General features: G+C 74.0%; 20 protein-coding genes. 12 read left to right on the top strand and 8 right to left on the bottom strand.

The window, feature by feature from the left end:
• Positions 1–370: 370 nt before the first annotated feature.
• Together ACIPEP_RS04050 and ACIPEP_RS04045 are read right to left on the bottom strand one after the other, a co-directional pair.
• Entirely contained in the window at positions 371–1,147 is a 777-nt protein-coding gene (locus ACIPEP_RS04050) for an endonuclease/exonuclease/phosphatase family protein (RefSeq protein ID WP_083403156.1), read from the bottom strand.
• A 134-nt stretch (positions 1,148–1,281) separates the two neighbouring features.
• Positions 1,282–2,685, bottom strand: a complete 1,404-nt coding sequence (locus tag ACIPEP_RS04045) for an MFS transporter (protein ID WP_402716571.1) — start codon at positions 2,683–2,685, stop codon at positions 1,282–1,284.
• A 156-nt stretch (positions 2,686–2,841) separates the two neighbouring features.
• Here ACIPEP_RS04045 and ACIPEP_RS04040 point away from each other — a divergent pair, with 156 nt between their 5' ends.
• The 5 genes from ACIPEP_RS04040 to ACIPEP_RS04020 are packed head-to-tail and all read left to right on the top strand — an operon-like array spanning position 2,842 to position 8,162.
• Complete coding sequence (locus ACIPEP_RS04040; RefSeq protein WP_402716570.1) at positions 2,842–4,056, top strand: alanine racemase; 1,215 nt, start codon at positions 2,842–2,844, stop codon at positions 4,054–4,056.
• Positions 4,056–4,898 carry an IclR family transcriptional regulator gene (locus tag ACIPEP_RS04035; protein WP_402716569.1) on the top strand — a complete coding sequence of 281 codons (843 nt, stop codon included), beginning with the start codon at positions 4,056–4,058 and terminating at the stop codon, positions 4,896–4,898. Before ACIPEP_RS04040 ends, ACIPEP_RS04035 begins: the two co-directional genes overlap by 1 nt.
• Positions 4,895–5,872 (top strand): sugar kinase, encoded by a 978-nt coding sequence (locus ACIPEP_RS04030; RefSeq protein WP_402716568.1) that lies wholly within the window; start codon positions 4,895–4,897, stop codon positions 5,870–5,872. Before ACIPEP_RS04035 ends, ACIPEP_RS04030 begins: the two co-directional genes overlap by 4 nt.
• A gap of 17 nt (positions 5,873–5,889) precedes the next feature.
• Entirely contained in the window at positions 5,890–6,552 is a 663-nt protein-coding gene (locus tag ACIPEP_RS04025) for a bifunctional 4-hydroxy-2-oxoglutarate aldolase/2-dehydro-3-deoxy-phosphogluconate aldolase (protein ID WP_402716567.1), read from the top strand.
• On the top strand, positions 6,549–8,162 hold the full coding sequence (locus tag ACIPEP_RS04020; RefSeq protein ID WP_402716566.1) for an amidohydrolase family protein: 1,614 nt from the start codon (positions 6,549–6,551) through the stop codon (positions 8,160–8,162). Before ACIPEP_RS04025 ends, ACIPEP_RS04020 begins: the two co-directional genes overlap by 4 nt.
• Before the next feature lie 48 nt (positions 8,163–8,210).
• Here the strand turns inward: ACIPEP_RS04020 and ACIPEP_RS04015 are convergent, their stop codons facing one another.
• The gene (locus tag ACIPEP_RS04015; RefSeq protein ID WP_070418297.1) at positions 8,211–8,600 is read right to left on the bottom strand and encodes a RidA family protein; all 390 of its coding nucleotides are present in this window, start codon (positions 8,598–8,600) and stop codon (positions 8,211–8,213) included.
• Between the two features lie 248 nt (positions 8,601–8,848).
• On the opposite strand from ACIPEP_RS04015, the gene ACIPEP_RS04010 reads away from it, so the two are divergent.
• The gene (locus tag ACIPEP_RS04010) at positions 8,849–10,093 is read left to right on the top strand and encodes a hypothetical protein (protein WP_402716565.1); all 1,245 of its coding nucleotides are present in this window, start codon (positions 8,849–8,851) and stop codon (positions 10,091–10,093) included.
• Between the two features lie 70 nt (positions 10,094–10,163).
• Here the strand turns inward: ACIPEP_RS04010 and ACIPEP_RS04005 are convergent, their stop codons facing one another.
• The 3 genes from ACIPEP_RS04005 to ACIPEP_RS03995 form a co-directional block, all read right to left on the bottom strand.
• Positions 10,164–10,655: a pyridoxamine 5'-phosphate oxidase family protein gene (locus tag ACIPEP_RS04005; RefSeq protein WP_070418296.1), complete on the bottom strand. Its 492-nt coding sequence runs from the start codon at positions 10,653–10,655 to the stop codon at positions 10,164–10,166.
• Between the two features lie 370 nt (positions 10,656–11,025).
• Positions 11,026–11,649, bottom strand: a complete 624-nt coding sequence (locus ACIPEP_RS04000; protein WP_402716564.1) for a hypothetical protein — start codon at positions 11,647–11,649, stop codon at positions 11,026–11,028.
• A gap of 176 nt (positions 11,650–11,825) precedes the next feature.
• On the bottom strand, positions 11,826–12,935 hold the full coding sequence (locus tag ACIPEP_RS03995; RefSeq protein WP_402716563.1) for an LLM class flavin-dependent oxidoreductase: 1,110 nt from the start codon (positions 12,933–12,935) through the stop codon (positions 11,826–11,828).
• A 110-nt stretch (positions 12,936–13,045) separates the two neighbouring features.
• On the opposite strand from ACIPEP_RS03995, the gene ACIPEP_RS03990 reads away from it, so the two are divergent.
• Positions 13,046–13,954, top strand: coding sequence for an SDR family oxidoreductase (locus tag ACIPEP_RS03990; protein ID WP_402716562.1), 909 nt, complete (start codon positions 13,046–13,048; stop codon positions 13,952–13,954).
• A 48-nt stretch (positions 13,955–14,002) separates the two neighbouring features.
• On the opposite strand, the gene ACIPEP_RS03985 is transcribed toward ACIPEP_RS03990, so the two are convergent.
• Both ACIPEP_RS03985 and ACIPEP_RS03980 read right to left on the bottom strand, forming a co-directional pair.
• Positions 14,003–14,713 carry an SGNH/GDSL hydrolase family protein gene (locus ACIPEP_RS03985; protein ID WP_402716561.1) on the bottom strand — a complete coding sequence of 237 codons (711 nt, stop codon included), beginning with the start codon at positions 14,711–14,713 and terminating at the stop codon, positions 14,003–14,005.
• A 101-nt stretch (positions 14,714–14,814) separates the two neighbouring features.
• The gene (locus tag ACIPEP_RS03980) at positions 14,815–15,603 is read right to left on the bottom strand and encodes an NRDE family protein (protein WP_336697538.1); all 789 of its coding nucleotides are present in this window, start codon (positions 15,601–15,603) and stop codon (positions 14,815–14,817) included.
• Between the two features lie 65 nt (positions 15,604–15,668).
• Here ACIPEP_RS03980 and ACIPEP_RS03975 point away from each other — a divergent pair, with 65 nt between their 5' ends.
• The 5 genes from ACIPEP_RS03975 to ACIPEP_RS03955 all read left to right on the top strand — a co-directional run bounded on the left by ACIPEP_RS03975 (position 15,669) and on the right by ACIPEP_RS03955 (position 19,540).
• Positions 15,669–17,015 carry a bifunctional phosphopantothenoylcysteine decarboxylase/phosphopantothenate synthase gene (locus tag ACIPEP_RS03975; RefSeq protein WP_402716689.1) on the top strand — a complete coding sequence of 449 codons (1,347 nt, stop codon included), beginning with the start codon at positions 15,669–15,671 and terminating at the stop codon, positions 17,013–17,015.
• Between the two features lie 64 nt (positions 17,016–17,079).
• A complete protein-coding gene (locus ACIPEP_RS03970; protein ID WP_071294565.1) occupies positions 17,080–17,478 on the top strand; it encodes a hypothetical protein in 399 nt (132 codons plus the stop codon).
• Complete coding sequence (locus ACIPEP_RS03965) at positions 17,475–18,320, top strand: DUF2071 domain-containing protein (protein ID WP_071294566.1); 846 nt, start codon at positions 17,475–17,477, stop codon at positions 18,318–18,320. Before ACIPEP_RS03970 ends, ACIPEP_RS03965 begins: the two co-directional genes overlap by 4 nt.
• Positions 18,317–18,781: a DUF1810 domain-containing protein gene (locus ACIPEP_RS03960; RefSeq protein ID WP_402716560.1), complete on the top strand. Its 465-nt coding sequence runs from the start codon at positions 18,317–18,319 to the stop codon at positions 18,779–18,781. Before ACIPEP_RS03965 ends, ACIPEP_RS03960 begins: the two co-directional genes overlap by 4 nt.
• Positions 18,782–18,889: 108 nt before the next feature.
• Positions 18,890–19,540, top strand: a complete 651-nt coding sequence (locus ACIPEP_RS03955) for a GntR family transcriptional regulator (RefSeq protein WP_071294568.1) — start codon at positions 18,890–18,892, stop codon at positions 19,538–19,540.
• Positions 19,541–19,626: the final 86 nt, after the last annotated feature.

Raw genomic sequence — 19,626 nt, 5'->3', positions numbered from 1 at the left:
GGCCGGCGGGGGGGGGGGGCGGGGGGGGGGGGGCGCCCGCGGGGGCGGCGCCGGGGGGGGGGGGGGGCCCCCCCCCCCCCCCCCCCCCCCCCGCCTCCTGTGCGTCGCCTGCTGGACGCGGGGCGCTCCCCGAGCGGGCACTTTTCGTCACGCTCACCGCGCTGACGAGGGGCGTTCCACCCACTCGGCGGTACGCACGCGGCGCGTTCCGCCCGCTCGGCGGACGACCACGTGGGACGCACGCGGCGCGTTCTGCCCGCTCGGCGGACGACCACGTGGGACGCACGCGGCGCGTTCTGCCCGCTCGGCGGACGACCACGCGCGCGGCACGCGGCGCGTTCTGCCCGCTCGGCCGACGACCACGGGCGCGTCAGGCGGCCGGGGACTCCACGGTGGCGACGGTGCCCGTCGCGCCCGGGTGCTCGTAGTGCGCACGCACCAGGATCGGCCGGTGGTCGGAGATGCCCGCGGGCAGGGTCTCCACGCCGGCGATGTGCAGCCCCACGCTCGTGGCGAAGTCGAAGTGCCCCGTGAACTTGCGGTAGCGCAGGTACGTCGGCTGGTCGGAGAGCGACAGCGCGAACCCGTGCTGCTCGATCTTCCTGCGCAGGTTCGTCTGGAACCAGGGGTAGTTGAAGTCGCCGACCATGATCGCCGGGGCGTCGTTCGAGAGCTCGCGGACGAACTGGTGCGCGGCCTCGATCTGCTTGCGGCGCAGCGAGTTCGTGGCGGTGAGGGGTGAGGCGTGGAAGGACGCGACGATGACCTCGGCGTCGACCTCCTTGTCGCGCAGGTGCATCGCGATCAGGCGCTCGTGCGCGGGCGCGAGGACCCGGTCGTGCAGCGACTTCTGCAGGGAGTGGATGCTGAAGTCCTCGACCTCGAACCGGTCGTCGCGCTTGTAGATCGCGAGGCCGAGCCGGTTCGCCTTGGTCGACGCGGCGAGGGAGAGGCCGGCGATCGAGGGGGCGAGGTCGTTGCTGTCGCACTCCTGCACGCAGATGACGTCGGCCTGGGACGCTTCAGCCAGGGAGGCGAGCTCGCCGTTCGCGGTGTGCTCGCGGAGGTTGTAGCTGACGACGCGCAACCCGGTCGGTTCCACGGCCGTCTCGGCTGTGATCGTCCCCTGCTGCTCTGGCGCGGCCATGCTGCCTTCCTGTTCCGGGCGTTTCCGGTCGCCCTGCCGCGGCAACCGTACTCGGCGTTCGCGGACTGTTGCTGAGACTGTAGCGCGGCCTCGGTTTCGTGCGTGTGACCGCGGGGAAAACGGACGATGCGCGCTCAGGCCCGGACGCGACGGGCGGGGCGGACGGTCTCGCCGGCTGTACGGCTCATCAGGACGCCCTCGACGCAGGCGACGACGAGCAGGGCGGCGATGACCCAGAACGCGGCGTCGTACGGACCGGATCCACCGAGGCCCGACGCGGCCCGGATGACCACGGCGCCGACCGCGACACCGAACCCGGCGGCGGTCTGCTGCAGGGTCGACGAGAGCGTGTTCGCCGGGGTCATGTCCGCCTGCTCGACGTCGGCGAACGCGATGGTGTTGTAGGCCGTGAAGCCCACCGACCGCGCCGCACCACTGACGACGAGGAGCACGGCGAGGAGCCAGAACGGGGTGTCCTCGGTCATGAACACCATCGCGACGACGCTCAGCGCCGCGACCGCGCTCGACACGATGATCACCGGCCGGTACCCGAACCAGCGGAGGAACGGCGTCGTCATGGGCTTGATGCCGAGGTTGCCGACGAAGACCCACAGCACGGCGGACCCGGCGAGCACGGCGCTCCACCCCCACGCGTCCTGGAACAGCAGCGGCAGGACGAACGGCACGGCGGAGACGGCCAGGCGGAACAGGCTGCCGCCGGCGTGCGACACTCGGAAGGTCTCGAGCCGGAACGAGTCGAGCCCCATGATCGGGTGCGGCGCCCGGCGGAAGTGCCAGATCGCCAGCCAGCAGCCGACCGCCCCGACGACGCCGGAGAGCACGACCGCCAGGACGGGCACGCTGTCCAGGGCGAGCAGGGACGCCATGACCACGAGCGACCCGAGGCCGAAGCAGGCGAGCAGCGACCCGAACCAGTCGAACGGCACCCGCTCGGACGCCCGCTCCTGCGGCACGAGGACGAGCGCAGCGACGAACGCGATGACCCCGAGCGGGATGTTGATGAGGAAGATCCAGTGCCACGTCAGGGTGTCGACGAGCACGCCGCCCACGAACGGCGCGATGATCGGCGCGGCGAGGGCCGGCCAGGTCAGGATCGCGATGGCCGTGACGAGCTGCTCGCGTCCGGCGCTCCGCAGGACGACGAGCCGCCCGACGGGGACCATCAGCGCGCCGCCGAGCCCCTGCACGATGCGCCAGATCGTCAGGTCGACGAGCCCGGTGGAGAGGGCGCACAGCCCCGACGCCACGGTGAACAGGACGATCGCGCCGGCGAAGACCGTCCGCGAGCCGATCCGGTCGGTCAACCATCCGCTCACGGGGATGAACACCGCGAGGGTGACCAGGTACGCCGTGATCGCCACGCCGATGGCCGCCGAGTCGACGCCGAGGTCCCGGCCCATCGCGGGAGCGGCCGTGGCCAGGATGGTGCCGTCGAGGAGCTCCATGAAGAAGGTCCCTGCGACGAGCACGGCCACCGCGGTGCTCCCCCGTCGTCGTGTCGTCATCGTCGTCGTCATGGCAGGACGAATGCTATGCCCGATCGGTTTCCGTGACGTCCGGGGACGGCGCTGACGCGATGGTGTTCTGCAACGCAGAATGAGGAGGACGAGCGCGTTGCCCCGAACACCCGGCCACCGGGAGCGTGGAGGCACCGCAGACGCACAGGAGGATCGATGACGACCACACCCGGCACGGTCACCACGAAGGGCGCGCCCGACCCGGCAGCACCGGCACGCCGGCACGTCCTCGAGCACGCGTACCTGCCGGTGATGACCCTCCGCGAGTCGGCCCTGGCGAACAACACCGCCGTGATGCAGGCGTACGTCGAGCGGCACGGTCTGCTCTTCGCGCCGCACATGAAGACCCACATGGCACCGGCACTGGCCGCACGACAGATCGCCGCCGGCGCCTGGGGCGTCACGGTCGCCTCGGTCCAGCAGGCGATGGTCGCGTGGGAGCACGGCGTCCACCGGATCGTCGTCGCGAACGAGGTCCTCGACCCCACCGGTCTCGCCTGGCTCGCCTCCCGCCGCGCCGCCGACCCGGACGCCGACGTCCTCTGCTGGGTCGACTCCCCCGCCGGGGTCGAGGCCGGCCGCGCGGCACAGGACGCGGTCGACGGCGACCTGCACGTGGTCGTCGAGGTCGGCTTCCCCGGCGGTCGCACCGGCGTCCGCACCGCACAGCAGGCACAGGACCTCGCACAGCTCGCCCACGACCGGGGGCTCTCGTTCCGAGGCGTCGCCGGGTACGAGGGCGGCCTGCCCGACGTCCGCGCCGCCCGCGCCTACGTCGAGGGGGTGCTCGCCGTCGCGGCGGCCGTCCGCCCGCTGGTCGAGGCCCCGCGCGCCCTGCTCAGCATGGGCGGCAGCGCCTGGTTCGACGGCGTGGTCGACGCGGTCGCCACCCGCCCCGACGACCTCGACGTGCTGCTCCGGTCCGGCGCGTCCCTCACCCACGACGACGGCTTCTACGCCGAGCGCACCCCCTTCGGCCGCCACCCCGACGAGGGCTCGCTCCTGGCCGCGATCGAGGTCTGGGGACGCGTCACGTCGTGCCCCGAGCCCGGGCTCGCGCTCGTCGCGGTCGGCAAGCGGGACATCTCGTTCGACGAGGGGCTGCCGGTGGTCCGTTCCGTCCGGCACGTCGGCCCAGGAGGCGCGGCTGGCGTCGTCCCCGTCGCACCCGACCCCGGGGCGGTCACCGTCACCCGCCTCGACGACCAGCACTGCTACCTCGCGCTGGCGGACGGGGCACCCGGGCTCACGCCCGGCGACGTCGTCGTGTTCGGCATCTCGCACCCGTGCACCGTCTTCGACAAGTGGCGCCAGGTGACCGTCATCGACGACGACGAGACCGTCCTCGACACGATCGCGACGTGGTTCTGATGCGCGCCACCACCCCCGTCGCCGCCTCCACCGAGGACGCTCCGGCACGGAACGCCGCCCTGTCGCTCCGACGCGGGCTGCGGCTGCTCGACCGCATCGCCGACCGCACCCGGAACGGCGAGCCGTCGGTGTCGCTGACCGTGCTCGCCGCGGAGCTCGGCACCTCGAAGTCGACCGTGCTCCGGCTGACCGCCCCGATGCTCGAGAACGACCTGCTGCGCCGCACCCCGGACGCCGGCTTCACCCTCGGGCTCGGGGCGCTGCTGCTCGGGCAGAGCTACCTCGAGGGCATCGACCTCCGCGCCGCCGCAGCCCCGTTCCTCCGGCGGACCGCGGAACGCACGGGGCTCACCTGCCACCTCGTCGTCCCGGACGGCACCGACATCGTCTACGTCGACAAGGTCGAGACGCGCGGCACGGTCCGGATGGGGTCGCGGATCGGCAACCGACTGCCGATGCGGAACACGGCCTCGGGCAAGGCGATGGTGGCGTTCGGCGAGCCGGAGCTGCTCGACCGGGTGCTGGCGGAACCGGCCACGGCGATGACCGAGCACTCCATCGTGGACGACGACCGCTGGCGCGCCGAGATCGACCGGACGCACGGCCGTGGCTACGGCATCGACGACCGCGAGAACGAGCCCGACATCCGCTGCGTCGCCGCGCCCGTGCTCGACCACGCGAACCAGGTCGTCGGCGCGATGAGCATCTCGGGGCTCGCCTCCCGGTTCCCCGCCGCGGCCGTCCGCGAACTCGGCGACGGCGTCGTCCGGACCGCGCTGGAGATCTCGGTCGCGCTCGGCTCCTCCTCCGCCCAGCTCGCCCTGGCGAAGGGCACCCGGTGACCGGCCGCGTCCTGACCTTCGGGGAGACGATGCTGCTCCTCACCGGCGGGGACACGGGTGCGGTCCCCGACCTCGAGCACATGCGGGTCGACACCGGCGGAGCCGAGAGCAACGTCGCGATCGGCCTCGTGCGCGCCGGTGTCCCGACGACGTGGATCGGTCGCGTCGGCACCGACCCCGCCGGGGACCGCGTGACGCGCGACGTCCGGAGCGCGGGTGTCGACGTCGTCGCGGTGCCGGACCCGGACCGCTCGACGGGCATCATGATGAAGGAGCGCCTGGCCGACGGACGCACGCGGGTGACCTACCACCGCCGGGGTTCGGCGGGGTCGGCGCTGCGGGCGAGCGACCTGCCGGCGAGCGCCGTCGAACGCGCCGCGCTCCTGCACGTCACGGGCATCACCCTCGCCCTCTCCGCGGACGCCAGGGCCACCGTCGAGGCCGCGCTCGACCGCGCGGACGCCGCCGGGGTCCCGGTGTCCTTCGACGTGAACCACCGGCCCAAGCTCATCGACGCCGAGACCGCCCGCGCCCGCTACCGGGACGTCGCCGCACGGTCGTCGATCGTGTTCGCCGGCGACGACGAGGCCCGACTCGTGCTCGGACTCGGCGACGACGAGGGCGACGACGAGACGCTCGCGCACGAGCTCGCCGCCCTCGGCCGGGGTCGTGCCGTCGTCAAGCTCGGCTCCCGGGGCGCGGTGGCGTCGGTGGACGGTGCGTTCCTGCGGCGCCCGGCGACCCCGGTGCGCGTCGTCGACCCCGTCGGTGCCGGTGACGCCTTCGTCGCGGGCTGGCTCGCGGCGACCCTCGGCGGAGCCACGACGGCCGAGGCGCTCGACCGCGCCGCCGACGCCGGTGCGCTCGCCTGCACGGTGGAGAGCGACTGGCGCCGTCCGGACCCGGCCGCGCTGCACGACCCGACCACCCCCACGGACGTCGACCACGCCGTCCACGACCGCGTCGACCGCTGAGGCGAGGAACGAAGACCATGACGAACACCACCAGCACCGACCCGTCCACCGCTCCCCGCGTCCGACACCGGCACGCCGCCGGCCCCGCGATCGCGATCCTGCGCGGCGGGACGGGTGACCACGTCGAGGACGTCGTCGCGACACTGGTCGAGGCCGGGGTCCGGGCGATCGAGATCACGACCAACACGCCCCGCTGGCGGGAAGGCATCGCCTGGGCCGCCGATCGCTACGGCACGGGCGCGTCGATCGGCGTCGGCACGGTTCTCGAACCACGACAGCTCGACGAGGCCGCTGCCGCGGGTGCCGTGTTCGCGGTGAGCCCGCACCTCGACGCGGACATCGGGGAACGGGCGCACGAGCGTGGTCTGGGCTGGTACCCGGGCGCCGCCACCCCGACCGAGATCGTCCGCGCCTGGCAGCTCGGGGCGCGCGCGGTCAAGGTGTTCCCGGCCGCACAGCTCGGCGGCCCCGCATTCCTCAAGCAGGTCCTCGCCCCGCTCGACTTCGTCGACGTCATCCCCACGGGCGGCATCGGCGTCGAGGACGCGTCCGAGTACCTGGCGGCCGGCGCCGTCGCCGTCGGCCTGGGTTCGCCGCTCGTCGGTGACGCCCTGACGACCGGCGACCTGGACGGCCTCCGCACCCGCGCCGAACGACTCGTCGCGGGGCTCGCACGGTGACGTCCGAGGTCCTGCTCACCGGCGGCTCGGTCGTCGACACCGACGGCACGGCCCACCGATCGGACGTCCTCGTCCGCGACGGCCTGGTCGCCGAGCGAGGCGGGCCGGGCGAGCGCCTCCGGGCCGGGGCCGACGCCACGGTGATCGACTGCACCGGGCGGCTCGTCATGCCCGGGTTCGTCGACGCGCACTCCCACGCCGGGTCCCTCGTGTTCGACGAGCCCGTGCAGCTCGCCCTCCTCCGGCAGGGCGTCACGACGATCGTCACCGGACAGGACGGCGTCGGTCCGGCACCGGGCGACGGCTCCTACGCCGGACGGTACTTCGCGGCGATCGACGGCCCCCACCCGACGTACCGCGGCGGCGGCATCGCGGGGCTGCTCGCGACGTACGACGGCACGACCGCGCTGAACGTCGCCACCCTCGTGCCGGCCGGCACCGTCCGGCACGAGGTCACGGGCGACGACCCGGCCCCGGCCGACCCCGGCCAGCTCGACGCCATGCGCGCCCTCGTGCGGCAGGGCATGACGGACGGCGCCGTGGGGCTCGCGACCGGCCTCGACTACGTCCCCGGACTCCACGCCGGCACCGCGGAGATCGCCGCCCTCGCCGCCGAGTCCGCGGCCGCCGGCGGCACCTACGTGACCCACATGCGCGGCGGCTACGAGACCAACGCCGGCGCCGGCATCGAGGAGGTCGTCCGGATCGTGCGCGCCGGCGGCGGCCGCGCCCACGTCTCGCACCTCCACGCTCCCGTCGACCTCGCGCTGGCGGAGCTCGCCCACGCCGAGGCCCAGGGCGCCCCGCTGTCGTTCGACGCCTACCCGTACTCGCGCGGCTGCACGATCCTGTCGATGCTGCTCCTGCCCGCGGGCCTGGCCCGGCCGGGCACCGACGACCTCGCCCGGGCGCTCGCAGTGGACGGCGAGCGCGCTGCCGTCCGCGCCGCGGTGCTCGAACGGGTCCTCGGGCGCGCCGACCTCGGACCGGGCTGGGCCGAGCAGATCACGCTGTCGCACGTCCCCGCGCCCGAGTTCCACGCGCTGCAGGGCCGCACCCTCGCCGAGGCCGCCACGGCCACCGGGACGGACGCGGTCGACCTCGCGCTCGACGTCCTGGTCGACTCGGACCTGCAGGTCACGGTCGTGATGCGGGTGCCGCACCCGCGGACGCCCGAGCAGCTGGCGGAGCTGTTCCGGTCCGGCGGCCACACCGGCGGGTCCGACGGCATCTTCGTCGGGACGCACCCGCACCCCCGTGCGTACGGCACCTTCGCACGGTACCTCGGGGACTACGCGCGGCCCGGGCTGCTCACGTGGTGGGAGGTCCAGCAGCACCTGTCGACCCTGCCCGCCGAGCGCTTCGGACTCGGGCACCGCGGCGCCGTCGCGCCCGGGTGGATCGCCGACCTCGTCGTCGTCGACCCCGAGCGCGTCCGTGCCCGATCGACGTACGCCGAGCCGATGCTGCTGGCCGAAGGCGTCGACGACGTCCTCGTCGCGGGCGTCCCGGTACTCACCGACGGCGTCCTGACGCACGCGACCCCCGGTGCCGGCATCCGCCGGACGACGTGGAGCCGTCCGGGCGGTGCGCGCACCGGGGGTCGATGAGGCTTCGCTCAGCGAGCACGCCGAGCGATCACGCCGGGGCCGGCCGGGTCACTCCGCCGTCGGGAGCACCGCCACGACGTCGATCTCGACGAGGATGTTCGCCAGGTGCGACTGCACCGTGGTGCGGACGGGGTACGGCTGCGAGAAGTGCTTGGCGTACTCCTCGTTGAAGGCGGGGAAGTCGCGGTCGGAGTGCTCGAGGTGGACGGTCGACTTCACGACGTCGTCGAGCGTGGCGCCGTGCTCGGCCAGGACGGCGGCGACGTTCGCGAGCACCTGGGCGGTCTGACCGGCGACGTCGTCGGCGATCTCGCCCGTGGCCGGGTCCTGCGGACCGAAGCCGGCGGTGTAGAGGAAGCCGTTCGCGACGATCCCCTGGCTGTACGGGCCGGCGGGCTTCGGCGCGTTGTCGGTCACGATGGCGGTCTTGTTCGGCACGGTGCTCCTCGGTGTCGATCGGGGTCGGTCGGACGTCGCCACGGCACCGACCGCGCCGTCGCGGCCGGAGGACGACGCTCCCAGGCTAGGTGAGCGCCCCGCGCCGGACCCGGCCGTCCGTCGGACTCGTTCCGGTCTGCAGAACGCGAGTCGCGCCTCCCGAGCCGAGCCGTGAGGAACACCCAAGCAATCGCCGTCTACGCTCGTACCGTGCCCTCTGCCATGCCCGAACACCGCGGAGCGCCGCGGTGAGCCGCCTGGACGGGACCCTGACGGAGTCGATCGCGAGCGGACGCCGCCGTGTCCTCGACCTCGCGACCGCCCTGCCGGCGTGGGCCGCCGTGCTCCTGGTGTGGACCGGCGGGCGCATCATGTCGACGTTCTGGTTGGCGCTCGCGTTCCCGCTCATCGGGCGCGCCCTGCCGGAGAACGCGATCTGGGGCAACGACCACGGCTTCCTCAACTTCCTGACGGCGTGGGACGGGCAGTACTACGAGCAGATCTCGGTCCACGGGTACCCGACGACCCTGCCGCTCGACGCCGCGGGCCACGTCGCGCAGAACGCGTGGGCGTTCCTCCCGGCGTTCCCCTTCACGATCCGGATGCTGACCGCGTCGACCGGTGTGCCGTTCGACGTCGGCGCACCGGCGATCGCACTCCTCGCCGGACTCCTCGCCACCTACCTGCTTCACCGGCTCGTCCGCGACCGTGCGGGGTCGGCGGCGGCCATGTGGGCGGTCTTCTTCTTCACGTGCGGTCCGCTGTCGTTCCTGCTGCAGGTCGGGTACGCCGAGAGCACGTTCCTCGCCCTCGTGTTCGGGGCGCTCCTCGCGCTCGACCGTCGGCGGTACGGGCTCCTCACGGTGCTCGGGGTCGTCGCTGCGTTCACCCGGCCCGGAGCCCTCGCGATCCCGCTCGTCCTCGGGGTCGTCGCACTGGTGCGGTGGATCCGGGCGCGTCGGACCGAGGGGGTCCGGTCCCTCGACGCGTTCCCCGTGGCGGAGCGCGTGCGGGTCGTGGCCGCCGGCGTCGTGATGGTGGTCGCCGGGTTCGCGTGGCCGCTCATCGCCGCGCACGTGACCGGGTCGCCGAACGCCTACCTCGAGACCGAGATGTCCTGGTGGGTGAACTTCATCGGGCGGGTGGACTTCGTGCCGCTCACACCGTGGTTCCTCATCGCCGGCCGGTGGTTGGGCGTGGGTGGGATCCTCATCGTGGTGTTCCTGCTCGTGTCGTACCCGGTCTGGCTGCTGCGTCGGTCGACCCGGCGCCTCGGGTTCACGACCGTGGTCTTCTCGGCCTCGTACGCGCTCTACGTCTTCGCGGTGTCGTTGCCGATGGCCTCGACGCCCCGGCTCCTGATGCCGCTCGCGCCGCTGTTCGGGTCGCCGGAGCTCGTGGCGAAGCCGTGGATGCGGTGGACCCTGGTGGTGTGCGCGGTCCTCGGGCAGCCGGTGCTCGTCGCCGTGCTGTGGCTGCTCGGCCCGCCGTGACCGGACGGACGACGCCCGGCACCCGCGGTGTGCGGGGACCGGGCGCGGTGCCGAGCGTCCGTCTTCGGCGCTAGAGCTCGATCGTGCCGTGGTCGCCGGTGTCCGGCTGACTCTGCTTGCCGATGGCGGCCTTGAGGGTCTGCACGAGGCTGCCGACCGGGCCGGTGTCCTGCGTCCAGTACTCGACCGAGTCGCCCTCGACCGTGAGGAGTCGGATCGAGGGGTCCTCGCGGCCGTCCGGGAACCAGGCCTCGGCGAACGGGGACCACAGCTCGTCGATGACGGAGTCGTCCTGGCTGACCGTCGCGGTCCCGGCGATCGACAGGTACCCGCCCTGCGACTCGATCGCGACGTTGACGTGCGGGTTCCGGGCGATGTCCTCGACCTTCTCGCTCCCGTCCTGCACGAGGAAGCGGAGTGTGCCGTGGAACGCCTTGTCCTGCACGGCGAGCGGCCGTGCGTGGAGCTGGCCGTCCTCGCTCACGGTCGTCAGGAGTGCCGTGTGGGCTCCGTGGACGATGTCCGAGATGGCTGCGCGCTGGTCTGCCTCTGTGTCGGTCATGGTGCTCCTCTCGCGTCGTGCGCCCCGTTGTGCTCGACGTGCGGCCGGCCCTCGGGGCGCTGTCCGTTCCGGCCAGTCTGCCCCTCGACGCTGAGCGCGTCCGGCGGACGGGGCTGCGGGGCCGTGCGGGCGCGGTCGGGGCCGTGCGGGCGCGGTCGGGGTCGCGGGCGCGGTCACGTGCGCGGGCGCGGGCGTGGGCGCGGGCGGGAGTGTGCGGGAGTGTGCGACAACACCGATGTCGTACGACCTCGACGATGTCGCTGCCGCGCGCGTGCAACTGTTGCGCCCGCAAGGAGCGACAACACCGACGTCGTACGACGGCGACGATGTCGTTCCGGGTCGCCCCGACCGCCTGGACGCGCGCCGCGCCTCAGACCGGCTCGCGGATGGTCGTCTCGACGTCGACGACCTGCGGGATCCGCGGCATCGAGGCGAACCCGAACGCCACGGGCGGGTCGAGCGGCGCCAACGACCCGAGCGACTCCCCCGCCCAGGTCCCCCGCACGCCCGTGACGTCGTGCGCCCCGGTCACGCCGTAGTACTCGCGACGCCCGTTGCCCGCCGACCCCGCGGTCCCCGACCCGGGAGCGACGAACCGGGCGACCGGGTCGATCGCGGCGAGCCACCGGGGGTCGCGGGCGATCTGCTTGGGGACGATGCGGAGCACCCTCCCGAGCGGGGAGATCGTGCCGACGTCGATGGAGGCCTCGAGGGCACCCGCCGACAGCTCGAGTCCCCTGGCGGTCCGGCGAGCCGAGACGTCGACGACCGAGACCGTGTCGAACCGGTAGGTCCCGGAGACGTACGCGGCCACGATCTCGTCGGGCGCGAGGAGCACCGAGGAGCCGTCCGGCAGCTCGAGGAAGACGTCCGTGAAGGCTCCGAACGGCGAGCGCTCCCACATGCCGACCACGATGCGGATGCCCGAGGTCGTGCCGACGCCCATGATCCGACCACGGAACCGACGTTCGAGTGCAGCGGGGCGTGACGACATGCCCTGGACCGTACCCGGCGACCCCGTGAGCGGCGCGGACGGGGCGAGCCGCGCCTCCAGGCCCGCCGGACGGACCCGGAATGACCCGGACGGATCCGGCCGACCCGGACGGATCCGGCCGACCCGGCCGCGCCGCCGCGGCCGACCCGGCCGACCCGCCGCGGCCGACCCAGCGCCTACGCGACCGGCACCGGCACCGCGAGCAGCTCGCGCACCCGCGGCGCGACCTGCGTGCCGTAGAGCTCGATCGACCGCATCATGTCCTCGTGCGGCAGACGCCCCGTCGCGTACCGCATGTCGAACCGCGAGACGCCGAGGATCCGCATGTTCCGCGCGATCTTCCGGGCGACCGTCTCCGGCGACCCGACGTAGAGCGACCCGCCCGCGGACAGCCCGGCACGGTAGCCGGCGACGTCCAGGGGCGGCCAGCCGCGCTCCCGACCGAGCTGGTCGGTGACGGCCTTGTGGTACGGCCAGTAGCGCTCGGCCGCCTCTTCGTCGGTGGCGGCGACGAACCCGGGCGAGTGCATCGCGATCGGCTGCTGCGGCAGGTCGAGCTGCGTGAGCGCCTGGCGGTAGAGGCGCGAGAACGGCGCGAACTGCGCGGGCTGCCCGCCGATGATCGCGAGGAACAGCGGCAGACCGTACGACGCCGCACGGATGACGGACTGCGGGGACCCGCCGACGCCGATCCAGGTCGGGATGGGGCCGTGCTCGAGCTTCGGGTAGACGTCCTGGTCGACGAGCGAGGCGCGCTTCGTGCCGGACCAGGTGACCGCGTCGCCACCGCGGAGGGCTGCCCAGAGCTGGAGCTTCTCCTCGAAGAGGACCTCGTAGTCGGAGAGCTCGTACCCGAAGAGCGGGAAGGACTCGGTGAAGGACCCGCGGCCGAGGATGACCTCGGCACGACCGTCGGAGATCGCGTCGACGGTGGCGAAGCGCTCGTACACCCGCACCGGGTCGTCGGACGAGAGCACGGTGACGGCGGACCCGATCCGGATCGAGGAGGTCCGGGCGGCGATCGCGGCGAGGACGACCTCGGGGGCGCTCACGATGAAGTCAGCACGGTGGTGCTCGCCGACGCCGATGAAGTCGAGGCCGACCTCGTCGGCGAGGACTGCCTGGTCGACGACGTCGCGGATGCTCTGGGCGTCCGACTTGACGCTGCCGTCGGGCAGCTCGGTGACGTCGCCGAACGTGTCGAGGCCGAGCTGTACGGGGCCGATCCGTTCGGGGGCGGGCGGTGGCACGTCCGAGGGGCGGTCGGTGCCGAATGCGTTGCTCATGGTGTCCTGTCCTCCCGACCGCACGTCCATGCATCTGCATGTTCATGCGTTCGCATCAATCTAGCACCCTCGCACCGGATCCGCACCCCCGGCGGAGTACGGTCACGCCCATGCCGCAGATCCCCGACCAGACCGGCCGCCGCATCGTCGTCACCGGCGCGAACAGCGGAACCGGCAAGGAGACCGCCACGCGCCTGGCCGCAGCCGGCGCGTCCGTCGTCCTCGCCGTCCGCACGATCGCGAAGGGCGACCAGGCCGCAGCCGACATCCGTGCCGCGCACCCCGGTGCCGACGTCGAGGTGCGGGAGCTCGACCTCGCCGACCTCGCGAGCGTGCGGCGCTTCGCCGCGGGCATCGCCGCGGACGACCGGACGCTCGACGTCCTCGTCAACAACGCCGGGGTGATGGCGCCGCCGAAGCGGTTCGAGACGGTCGACGGCTTCGAGCTGCAGTTCGGCACGAACTTCCTCGGCCCGTTCGCCCTGACGAACCTGCTGCTCCCGACACTGCTGCGCTCACCAGACGCGCGGGTCGCCACGATGTCGAGCCTCGCGGCGATCCCCGGCCGGATCCGCTTCGACGACCTCCAGTGGGAGCGCGGCTACAACGGCTGGCGGGCGTACGCGCAGTCGAAGCTCGCCGACCTGCTGCTGGCGCTGCACCTGCACCGGCTGTCGGTCGAGCTCGACTGGCCGCTCGTGAGCACCGCCGCGCACCCCGGCTACACCCGGACGAACCTGCAGTCGGCGGGGCGGTCGCTCGGCCGGTCGAAGCCGGTCCGGTCCTCGAACCGCGCGCTGCCCTTCACGCAGGACGTCGAGCAGGGCTCCGAGCCGCTGCTGTACGCCGCGGTCGGGCCGAACGCGGTCGGCGGGGCGTACTACGGACCGTCGGGGCCGTTCGGGCTCGTCGGGCCGACCACGACCGTGTCGATCCCCGGTTCGGCACGGAAGGCCGACCTGGCGCGTTCCCTCTGGGCGGTCGCCGAGGACCTCACCGGGACCACCCCGCCCGTCTGAGTCGCCCGGACGGTCCAGGAGGCGCGGCTCGTCCCCGCCCGTCCGCCGTCAGAACCGCACGTGGTCGCGTTCGAACGCGGCCGTCACCGCCGCCGCGATGGCCCGCTGTCCGCGCACGGTCGGGTGCACGTCGTCGGACTGCATCCACGTCGGGTGCCCCCGCAGCGGCTCGCCGATGTCGACGTAGGTGCCGCCCTCGCGGGCGAGGGCGTGCCGGAGCGCCCCCGAGACGGACGCGAGCTGCGCGGGAGGGGCGTCCTGGTTCCAGATGGCGCTGAGGCCGATGAGCCGCGCGTGCGGCAGCCGACGGTGCACCTCGTCGACGACCTGGTCGGTGGCGCTCCGGACCTCGGCGGTGTCGAGTCCGAGGTCGTTCGAGCTCGCCTGCACGAGGACGACCTCGGGACGGAGGTCGACCGCACGCCCGACGATGGTCGCGTAGTCGCTCGCGCAGTCGTCGTCGTCACCGAGGGCGGCCACACCGGCACCGTCGCACGACAGGTTCGTGAGCGACCAGCCCTGGGCGTCCGCGACGACGGCCGGCCACGCCTCGGCGGTGGTGAGGCCGTGCCCGCCGCTGATCGAGTCGCCGACGACCACCACGCCGACACCCGCGGCGGCGTCCCAGGGGCGGGTCGTCGCCGTCGGGTGGGGCGTCGCGTCGGCAGCGGCCGGCGGGCTCGAGGCGCACGCCCCGAGGGAGACGGCCACGACGACCGCCGTGAGGACGGCGAGCACGCTCCGGGTTGCGGTGGTCACGAACGGTGAAGGTACGCGCTCCGGCCATGCCCGGCCGCGGGTGCGCGCTGCGGGTGCGCTCAGGCGCGGTGCAGCGCGGTTCGGCTCGGCGCGGACCGCGCTCAGGCGCGGTGCAGCTCGACCGAACCGTCCAACCGGCCGGGCTCGGTCAGCCGCGCGTGCTGCAGGACGGTGCGCCCGGGGCCGACCGCCGCGGCGACGATCGACAGCGTCGCGAAGTGCCCGTCCGGCTCGTGCGCGTCCCGGAGGATCGCGTCCGGGTCGTCGGCCGGCAGCGACGCCGATCCGGCGAGCAGTCCGAACCAGCCGCCCCACCCGTCGCCGGCGTCGGCACCGGCGTCGGCCGCCCGCAGTTCGTCGAAGGGGCCGAGCACGGGCGGCCCGACCGGAGCGTCGACGGCACGGAAGGCGTCGAGCCACCGCCCGATGCGCGGCGCCGCGGGGTCGTCCGGTTCGCCGTGCGTGACCATGTGCACGCCGGGGCCGAGCGCGGTCGTCCGGACCTCGGTGCCGTCCCAGGTCGTGACCTCGGCGCCGTCGGCCGTCGCCCGCACGAGGTTGAACGCGCGCGTCGTGGGCAGGGTGCCGTCGTGGCCGGGGAGCGCCCCGGTGACCGCGTCGAGCGGCACGACCCCGCGGGTGGTCCACGTGCCGTCGTCGCTCGGCACCGGTTCGCCCCGGTTGAGCACGACCGCGAGCCCGGCGCCGTCGGACGCCGCGAGCCACGCCCCGCCCGCCGAACGGTCGCGGACGCCGCGGATCGACGGGTCGCGCTCGGGCCACCAGGCTGCCGGCGGGTCCCACGGCCGCTCCGGCGACTCGTCGCGCATGGCGAGCATCGTGACGGGCCACTCGGACCCGGGGTCGACGCGGACGACGACGGTGCACATGGGATCGATCCTCGCACGACGTGCCGGGTAGCGTGACCGGTGTGAACGCAGCAGCAGAGCGCCGTCTGACCGTCGTCGTCGGGATCACCGGGGGCATCGCCGCGTACAAGGCCGTCGGCGTGGTCCGCGACCTCGTCAAGCGGGGACACGACGTGCACGTCGTCCCGACCGAGGGCGCGCTCCGCTTCGTCGGGCTGCCGACCCTCGAGGCGCTCAGCCGCAACCCGGTCACCACGAGCGTGTTCGAGGACGTCGCCGAGGTGCGCCACGTCTCGCTCGGGCGCCGGGCGGACCTCGTGGTCGTCGCCCCCGCCACCGCGGACGCGCTCGCCCGGATGACCGCGGGGCTCGCCGGGGACCTGCTCGGCACGACGCTGCTCGCGACCGAGGCACCCGTCGTCGTGGCTCCCGCGATGCATCCGCAGATGTGGGAGCACCCGGCGACCCGGGCGAACGTCCAGACCCTGCGGGAGCGCGGCGTCCGGTTCGTCGGCCCGGTGGTCGGGGCCCTGACGGGCGACGACGCGGGGATCGGCCGGATGGCGGAGCCCGAGGACATCGTCGCCGGCGCCCTCGCGGTGCTGGACGACCCGGCACCGGCCGGCCGGACCGGCGCGGACCACCCGACGGACGCGGGTCGCGGCGACGGGGACGACCCGCGCCTCCCGACCGACACCGCCTTCCCGCCGACCGCAGCCGCCGCCGAGAAGGCGGGGACCACCGGCGCCCGCGGTGAGCTCGGCGACCTCGCCGGCGTCCGCGTCGTCGTGAGCGCCGGCGGCACGCGCGAGCCCTTCGACCCGGTCCGGTTCGTCGGCAACCGTTCGAGCGGTCGTCAGGGCGTCGCGATCGCCGCCGACGCGGCCCGACGCGGCGCGGCCGTGACGCTCGTGAGCGCGAACGTGGACGCGTCGCTGACCGCCGGACTCGACGCGACCGTCGTGCCGGTGGGGTCCGCCCTGGAACTCGCCGACGCCGTCCACACCGCAGCAGCCGATGCCGACGTCGTCGTGATGACCGCGGCCGTGGCCGACTACCGGCCCGCCGAGGTGCGAGCCGACAAGCTCAAGAAGGAGGCGCAGGGCGACACCATGACGCTGGAGCTGGTGCGGAACCCCGACGTCCTCGCCGACCTCGTCGCGTCCCGCCGGACCGGCCAGATCATCGTCGGCTTCGCGGCGGAGACCGAACCCGACCGTGCCGCGCGCATCGAGCTCGGCCGCGCCAAGATCGCCCGCAAGCCGGCGGACATGCTCGTCGTAAACCACGTCGGCTGGTCCGCGGGGTTCGAACGCGAGGAGAACGCCGTCGAGGTGCTCGTCCCCGGCGGCGAGGTGGTCCGCGAGGCCTCCGGCAGCAAGGCCGACGTCGCGGCGGTCGTCCTCGACCTCGTCGCGACCGCACTGACCTGAGCTGAGCTGAGCCGACCTGGGGACTCTCCGTGCGTCCCGAGCGCGCCGCGGGCACCATGGACGCATGCGACGACGCGAGCGCGCACGACGCGCCACCCGGACCGCCACCCTCCTCGCCGTCGTGCTGGGCGGGGCCGGCGTCACCCACTTCCTGCGGCCGAGGGGCTACGACCGGATCGTCCCGGACGCCCTCCCGCCGCGCCTGACCACCCTGGCGTCCGGCGCCGCCGAGCTCGGCATCGCGACCGGCCTGGCGATCCCGGCCACCCGCCGTGCCGCGGGCTGGGCCGCCGCCGCGCTGTTCCTCGCCGTCTTCCCCGCGAACGTGAAGATGGCGAACGACCTGCTCGACAGCCCGCGGTCGACGCGGGCGATGCGGCTCGTGTCGGTGCTCCGCCTGCCGCTGCAGGCACCCCTCGTCGCCTGGGCCGTGCGCGTCGGCCGGCACGCGCCACGACGGTGACCGAGCCCGCGCGGGACCGAGCCGCGGTCCCCCTGCTGCACCGACCGGTGACGGTGCACGCGTGGGAGGACGTCGTCTTCGCGCACTGGCGTCACGACCCCGAGTCGCTCGCGCGTCTGGTGCCGCGCGGCACCCGCCCCGACGTCGTCGACGGCAGTGCGTGGGCCGGCCTCACGGCGTACGTCTTCCGCGAGACCCGGGTGCCGCCGTTCCCGCCGTCCGGACGCCTCGGCTCGATGACCGAGGTGACGATCGAGGTGCTCACCGTCGACGACCGCGGTCGCCGCGGGGTCGCCTACCGCACGGTCGACACCGCGAACGTGCCCGCGATCGTGGCGGCGCACGCCCTGCTCGGGGTGCCGTACACGTTCGCGCACGCGCGGGCGCGACGTCGTGGGGACACGCTGTCCTACCGGTCGGTGCGGCACCCGGCACGCTCCCTCCACCCGGTCCGCTGGCTCCGCGGACGCCGGGGCGGACCAGGGTCCGGCGCGGCGTGGCCCGGCGGTCCGGTCTGGCCGGGCAGCACGGGTGGGCCAGGAGGCGCGGTGCGACCCCGCCACGACGCCACCGTCCGGGTCGTGGCCGGTGACGTCGTCGACGACCGGCTGGCGACGGACCTCACCACCCGACAGGGCATCCACGCCCGGCACCTCGCGCAGACGCTGTTCTGGCAGCGCCAGCACCCGCCGCTGACGATCCGGTCGGCACGGCTCGAGCGGCTCGGCGGCGACCTGCCCGACGCCGTCGGGATGCCCGGGCTCCTCGACCGCGAACCCGACTCGCTGCTCGTCGTGGACGGCACGACCGTCCGCTACGCCTGGGGGGACGTGGTCCGGTGAGCGACGATCCGCACGACACCGACCAGCGCGGCACGGACCGGTTCGACCTCGACCGGTTCGTCCGCGCGCAGCAGGGTGTGCACGACACCGCGCTCGCCGAGCTGCGGCGCGGCCGGAAGTCGTCGCACTGGATGTGGTTCGTGTTCCCCCAGCTCGCCGGGCTCGGCCGCTCGCCCACCGCGCAGCGGTACGCACTCGACAGCCCCGACGAGGCCCGGGCGTACCTCGACCACCCCGTCCTCGGCCCGCGGCTGCTCGAGGCGACCCGTGCGGCGGAGTCCGCCCCGGCCCGGACCGCCGACGACCTGCTCGGGGGCATAGACGCGCTGAAGCTCCGGTCGTCCATGACCCTGTTCGCCACGGCCGCCGCCGACCCGGAGCCGTTCCGGGCCGTCCTCGACCGCTGGTACGACGGCACCGAGGACCCGGTGACCCTCCGGCTGCTCCACCCCCACGACTGACACGCTCCGAGCCGACAGGGACACCGTTCACATATCAGGTACGGTGAACCGTGCGTCCGCACCGACCGGTGGGACGCCCGCCGACGCCACGATCCCGGAGGAACCCGCATGCCGGTCCCCAGCAGTGCACCGACCGAGCACCAGCTGCTCCGCGACACCGTCCGGCTCAAGATCCACGCCGCGATCATGGACGGCACGCTCGAGCCCGGCGAGCGGCTCAACGACGACGAGCTCATCGCCTGGCTCGGCGTCTCCCGTACCCCGATCCGCGAAGCACTGAGCCAGCTCGCACGCGCCGGCCTGATCGAGATGGCGCCGAACCGCTACACCCGCGTCACCACGCCGGACCCGACCGAGGTGGTCGAGGCGCTGCAGACCCTGGGCGTCTTGTTCGGCGGGGTCGTGCGGCTGGCGGTCCCGCGCCTCGGTGCGAGCGCGAAGAAGAAGATCCTCGCCCAGCTCGACGCCACGATCGCGGACTACGAGTCGCACGACGTCGCCGCGGTGAACCGTGACGCCCTCGCCGTGTTCGCCCGCTACGTCGAGGAGTGCGGCAACGAGAACCTCCAGCGCGTCTGCCGGGACACCATGGACGGCCTCGCGTTCCGACTGCGGCTGCCGAACCTCGACGAGCTCGTCGACTGGGACCAGATGACGGCCGACTTCCGCCGTCTGCGTGAGGCCACCGCGTCCGGGGACAACATCGAGGCGGAGCTCGCGACCGAGGCGATCCACCTGCTCCCCGGCGAGAAACGCTGACCCCGCCTGAACGCCCGTACAGGAACACGCCCGTCTCGCCCTCGCGAGGCGGGCGTGCTCCGTCCGCCACGGCGGTCGGTGACAGC

The sequence above is a fragment of the Curtobacterium sp. NPDC087082 genome (genome assembly GCF_044745045.1).
Taxonomy (GTDB): domain Bacteria; phylum Actinomycetota; class Actinomycetes; order Actinomycetales; family Microbacteriaceae; genus Curtobacterium.
Note: the sequence above shows the minus strand (reverse complement) of the source record. Positions and strands in the feature narration are given on the sequence as shown.

Coding starts and splice junctions, on each gene's coding strand:
- ACIPEP_RS04050 (WP_083403156.1), bottom strand. CDS start 1,147: ATGGCCGCGCCAGAGCAGCAGGGGACGATCACAGCCGAGACGGCCGTG.
- ACIPEP_RS04045 (WP_402716571.1), bottom strand. CDS start 2,685: ATGACGACGACGATGACGACACGACGACGGGGGAGCACCGCGGTGGCC.
- ACIPEP_RS04040 (WP_402716570.1), top strand. CDS start 2,842: ATGACGACCACACCCGGCACGGTCACCACGAAGGGCGCGCCCGACCCG.
- ACIPEP_RS04035 (WP_402716569.1), top strand. CDS start 4,056: ATGCGCGCCACCACCCCCGTCGCCGCCTCCACCGAGGACGCTCCGGCA.
- ACIPEP_RS04025 (WP_402716567.1), top strand. CDS start 5,890: ATGACGAACACCACCAGCACCGACCCGTCCACCGCTCCCCGCGTCCGA.
- ACIPEP_RS04005 (WP_070418296.1), bottom strand. CDS start 10,655: ATGACCGACACAGAGGCAGACCAGCGCGCAGCCATCTCGGACATCGTC.
- ACIPEP_RS04000 (WP_402716564.1), bottom strand. CDS start 11,649: ATGTCGTCACGCCCCGCTGCACTCGAACGTCGGTTCCGTGGTCGGATC.
- ACIPEP_RS03995 (WP_402716563.1), bottom strand. CDS start 12,935: ATGAGCAACGCATTCGGCACCGACCGCCCCTCGGACGTGCCACCGCCC.
- ACIPEP_RS03990 (WP_402716562.1), top strand. CDS start 13,046: ATGCCGCAGATCCCCGACCAGACCGGCCGCCGCATCGTCGTCACCGGC.
- ACIPEP_RS03980 (WP_336697538.1), bottom strand. CDS start 15,603: ATGTGCACCGTCGTCGTCCGCGTCGACCCCGGGTCCGAGTGGCCCGTC.
- ACIPEP_RS03970 (WP_071294565.1), top strand. CDS start 17,080: ATGCGACGACGCGAGCGCGCACGACGCGCCACCCGGACCGCCACCCTC.
- ACIPEP_RS03955 (WP_071294568.1), top strand. CDS start 18,890: ATGCCGGTCCCCAGCAGTGCACCGACCGAGCACCAGCTGCTCCGCGAC.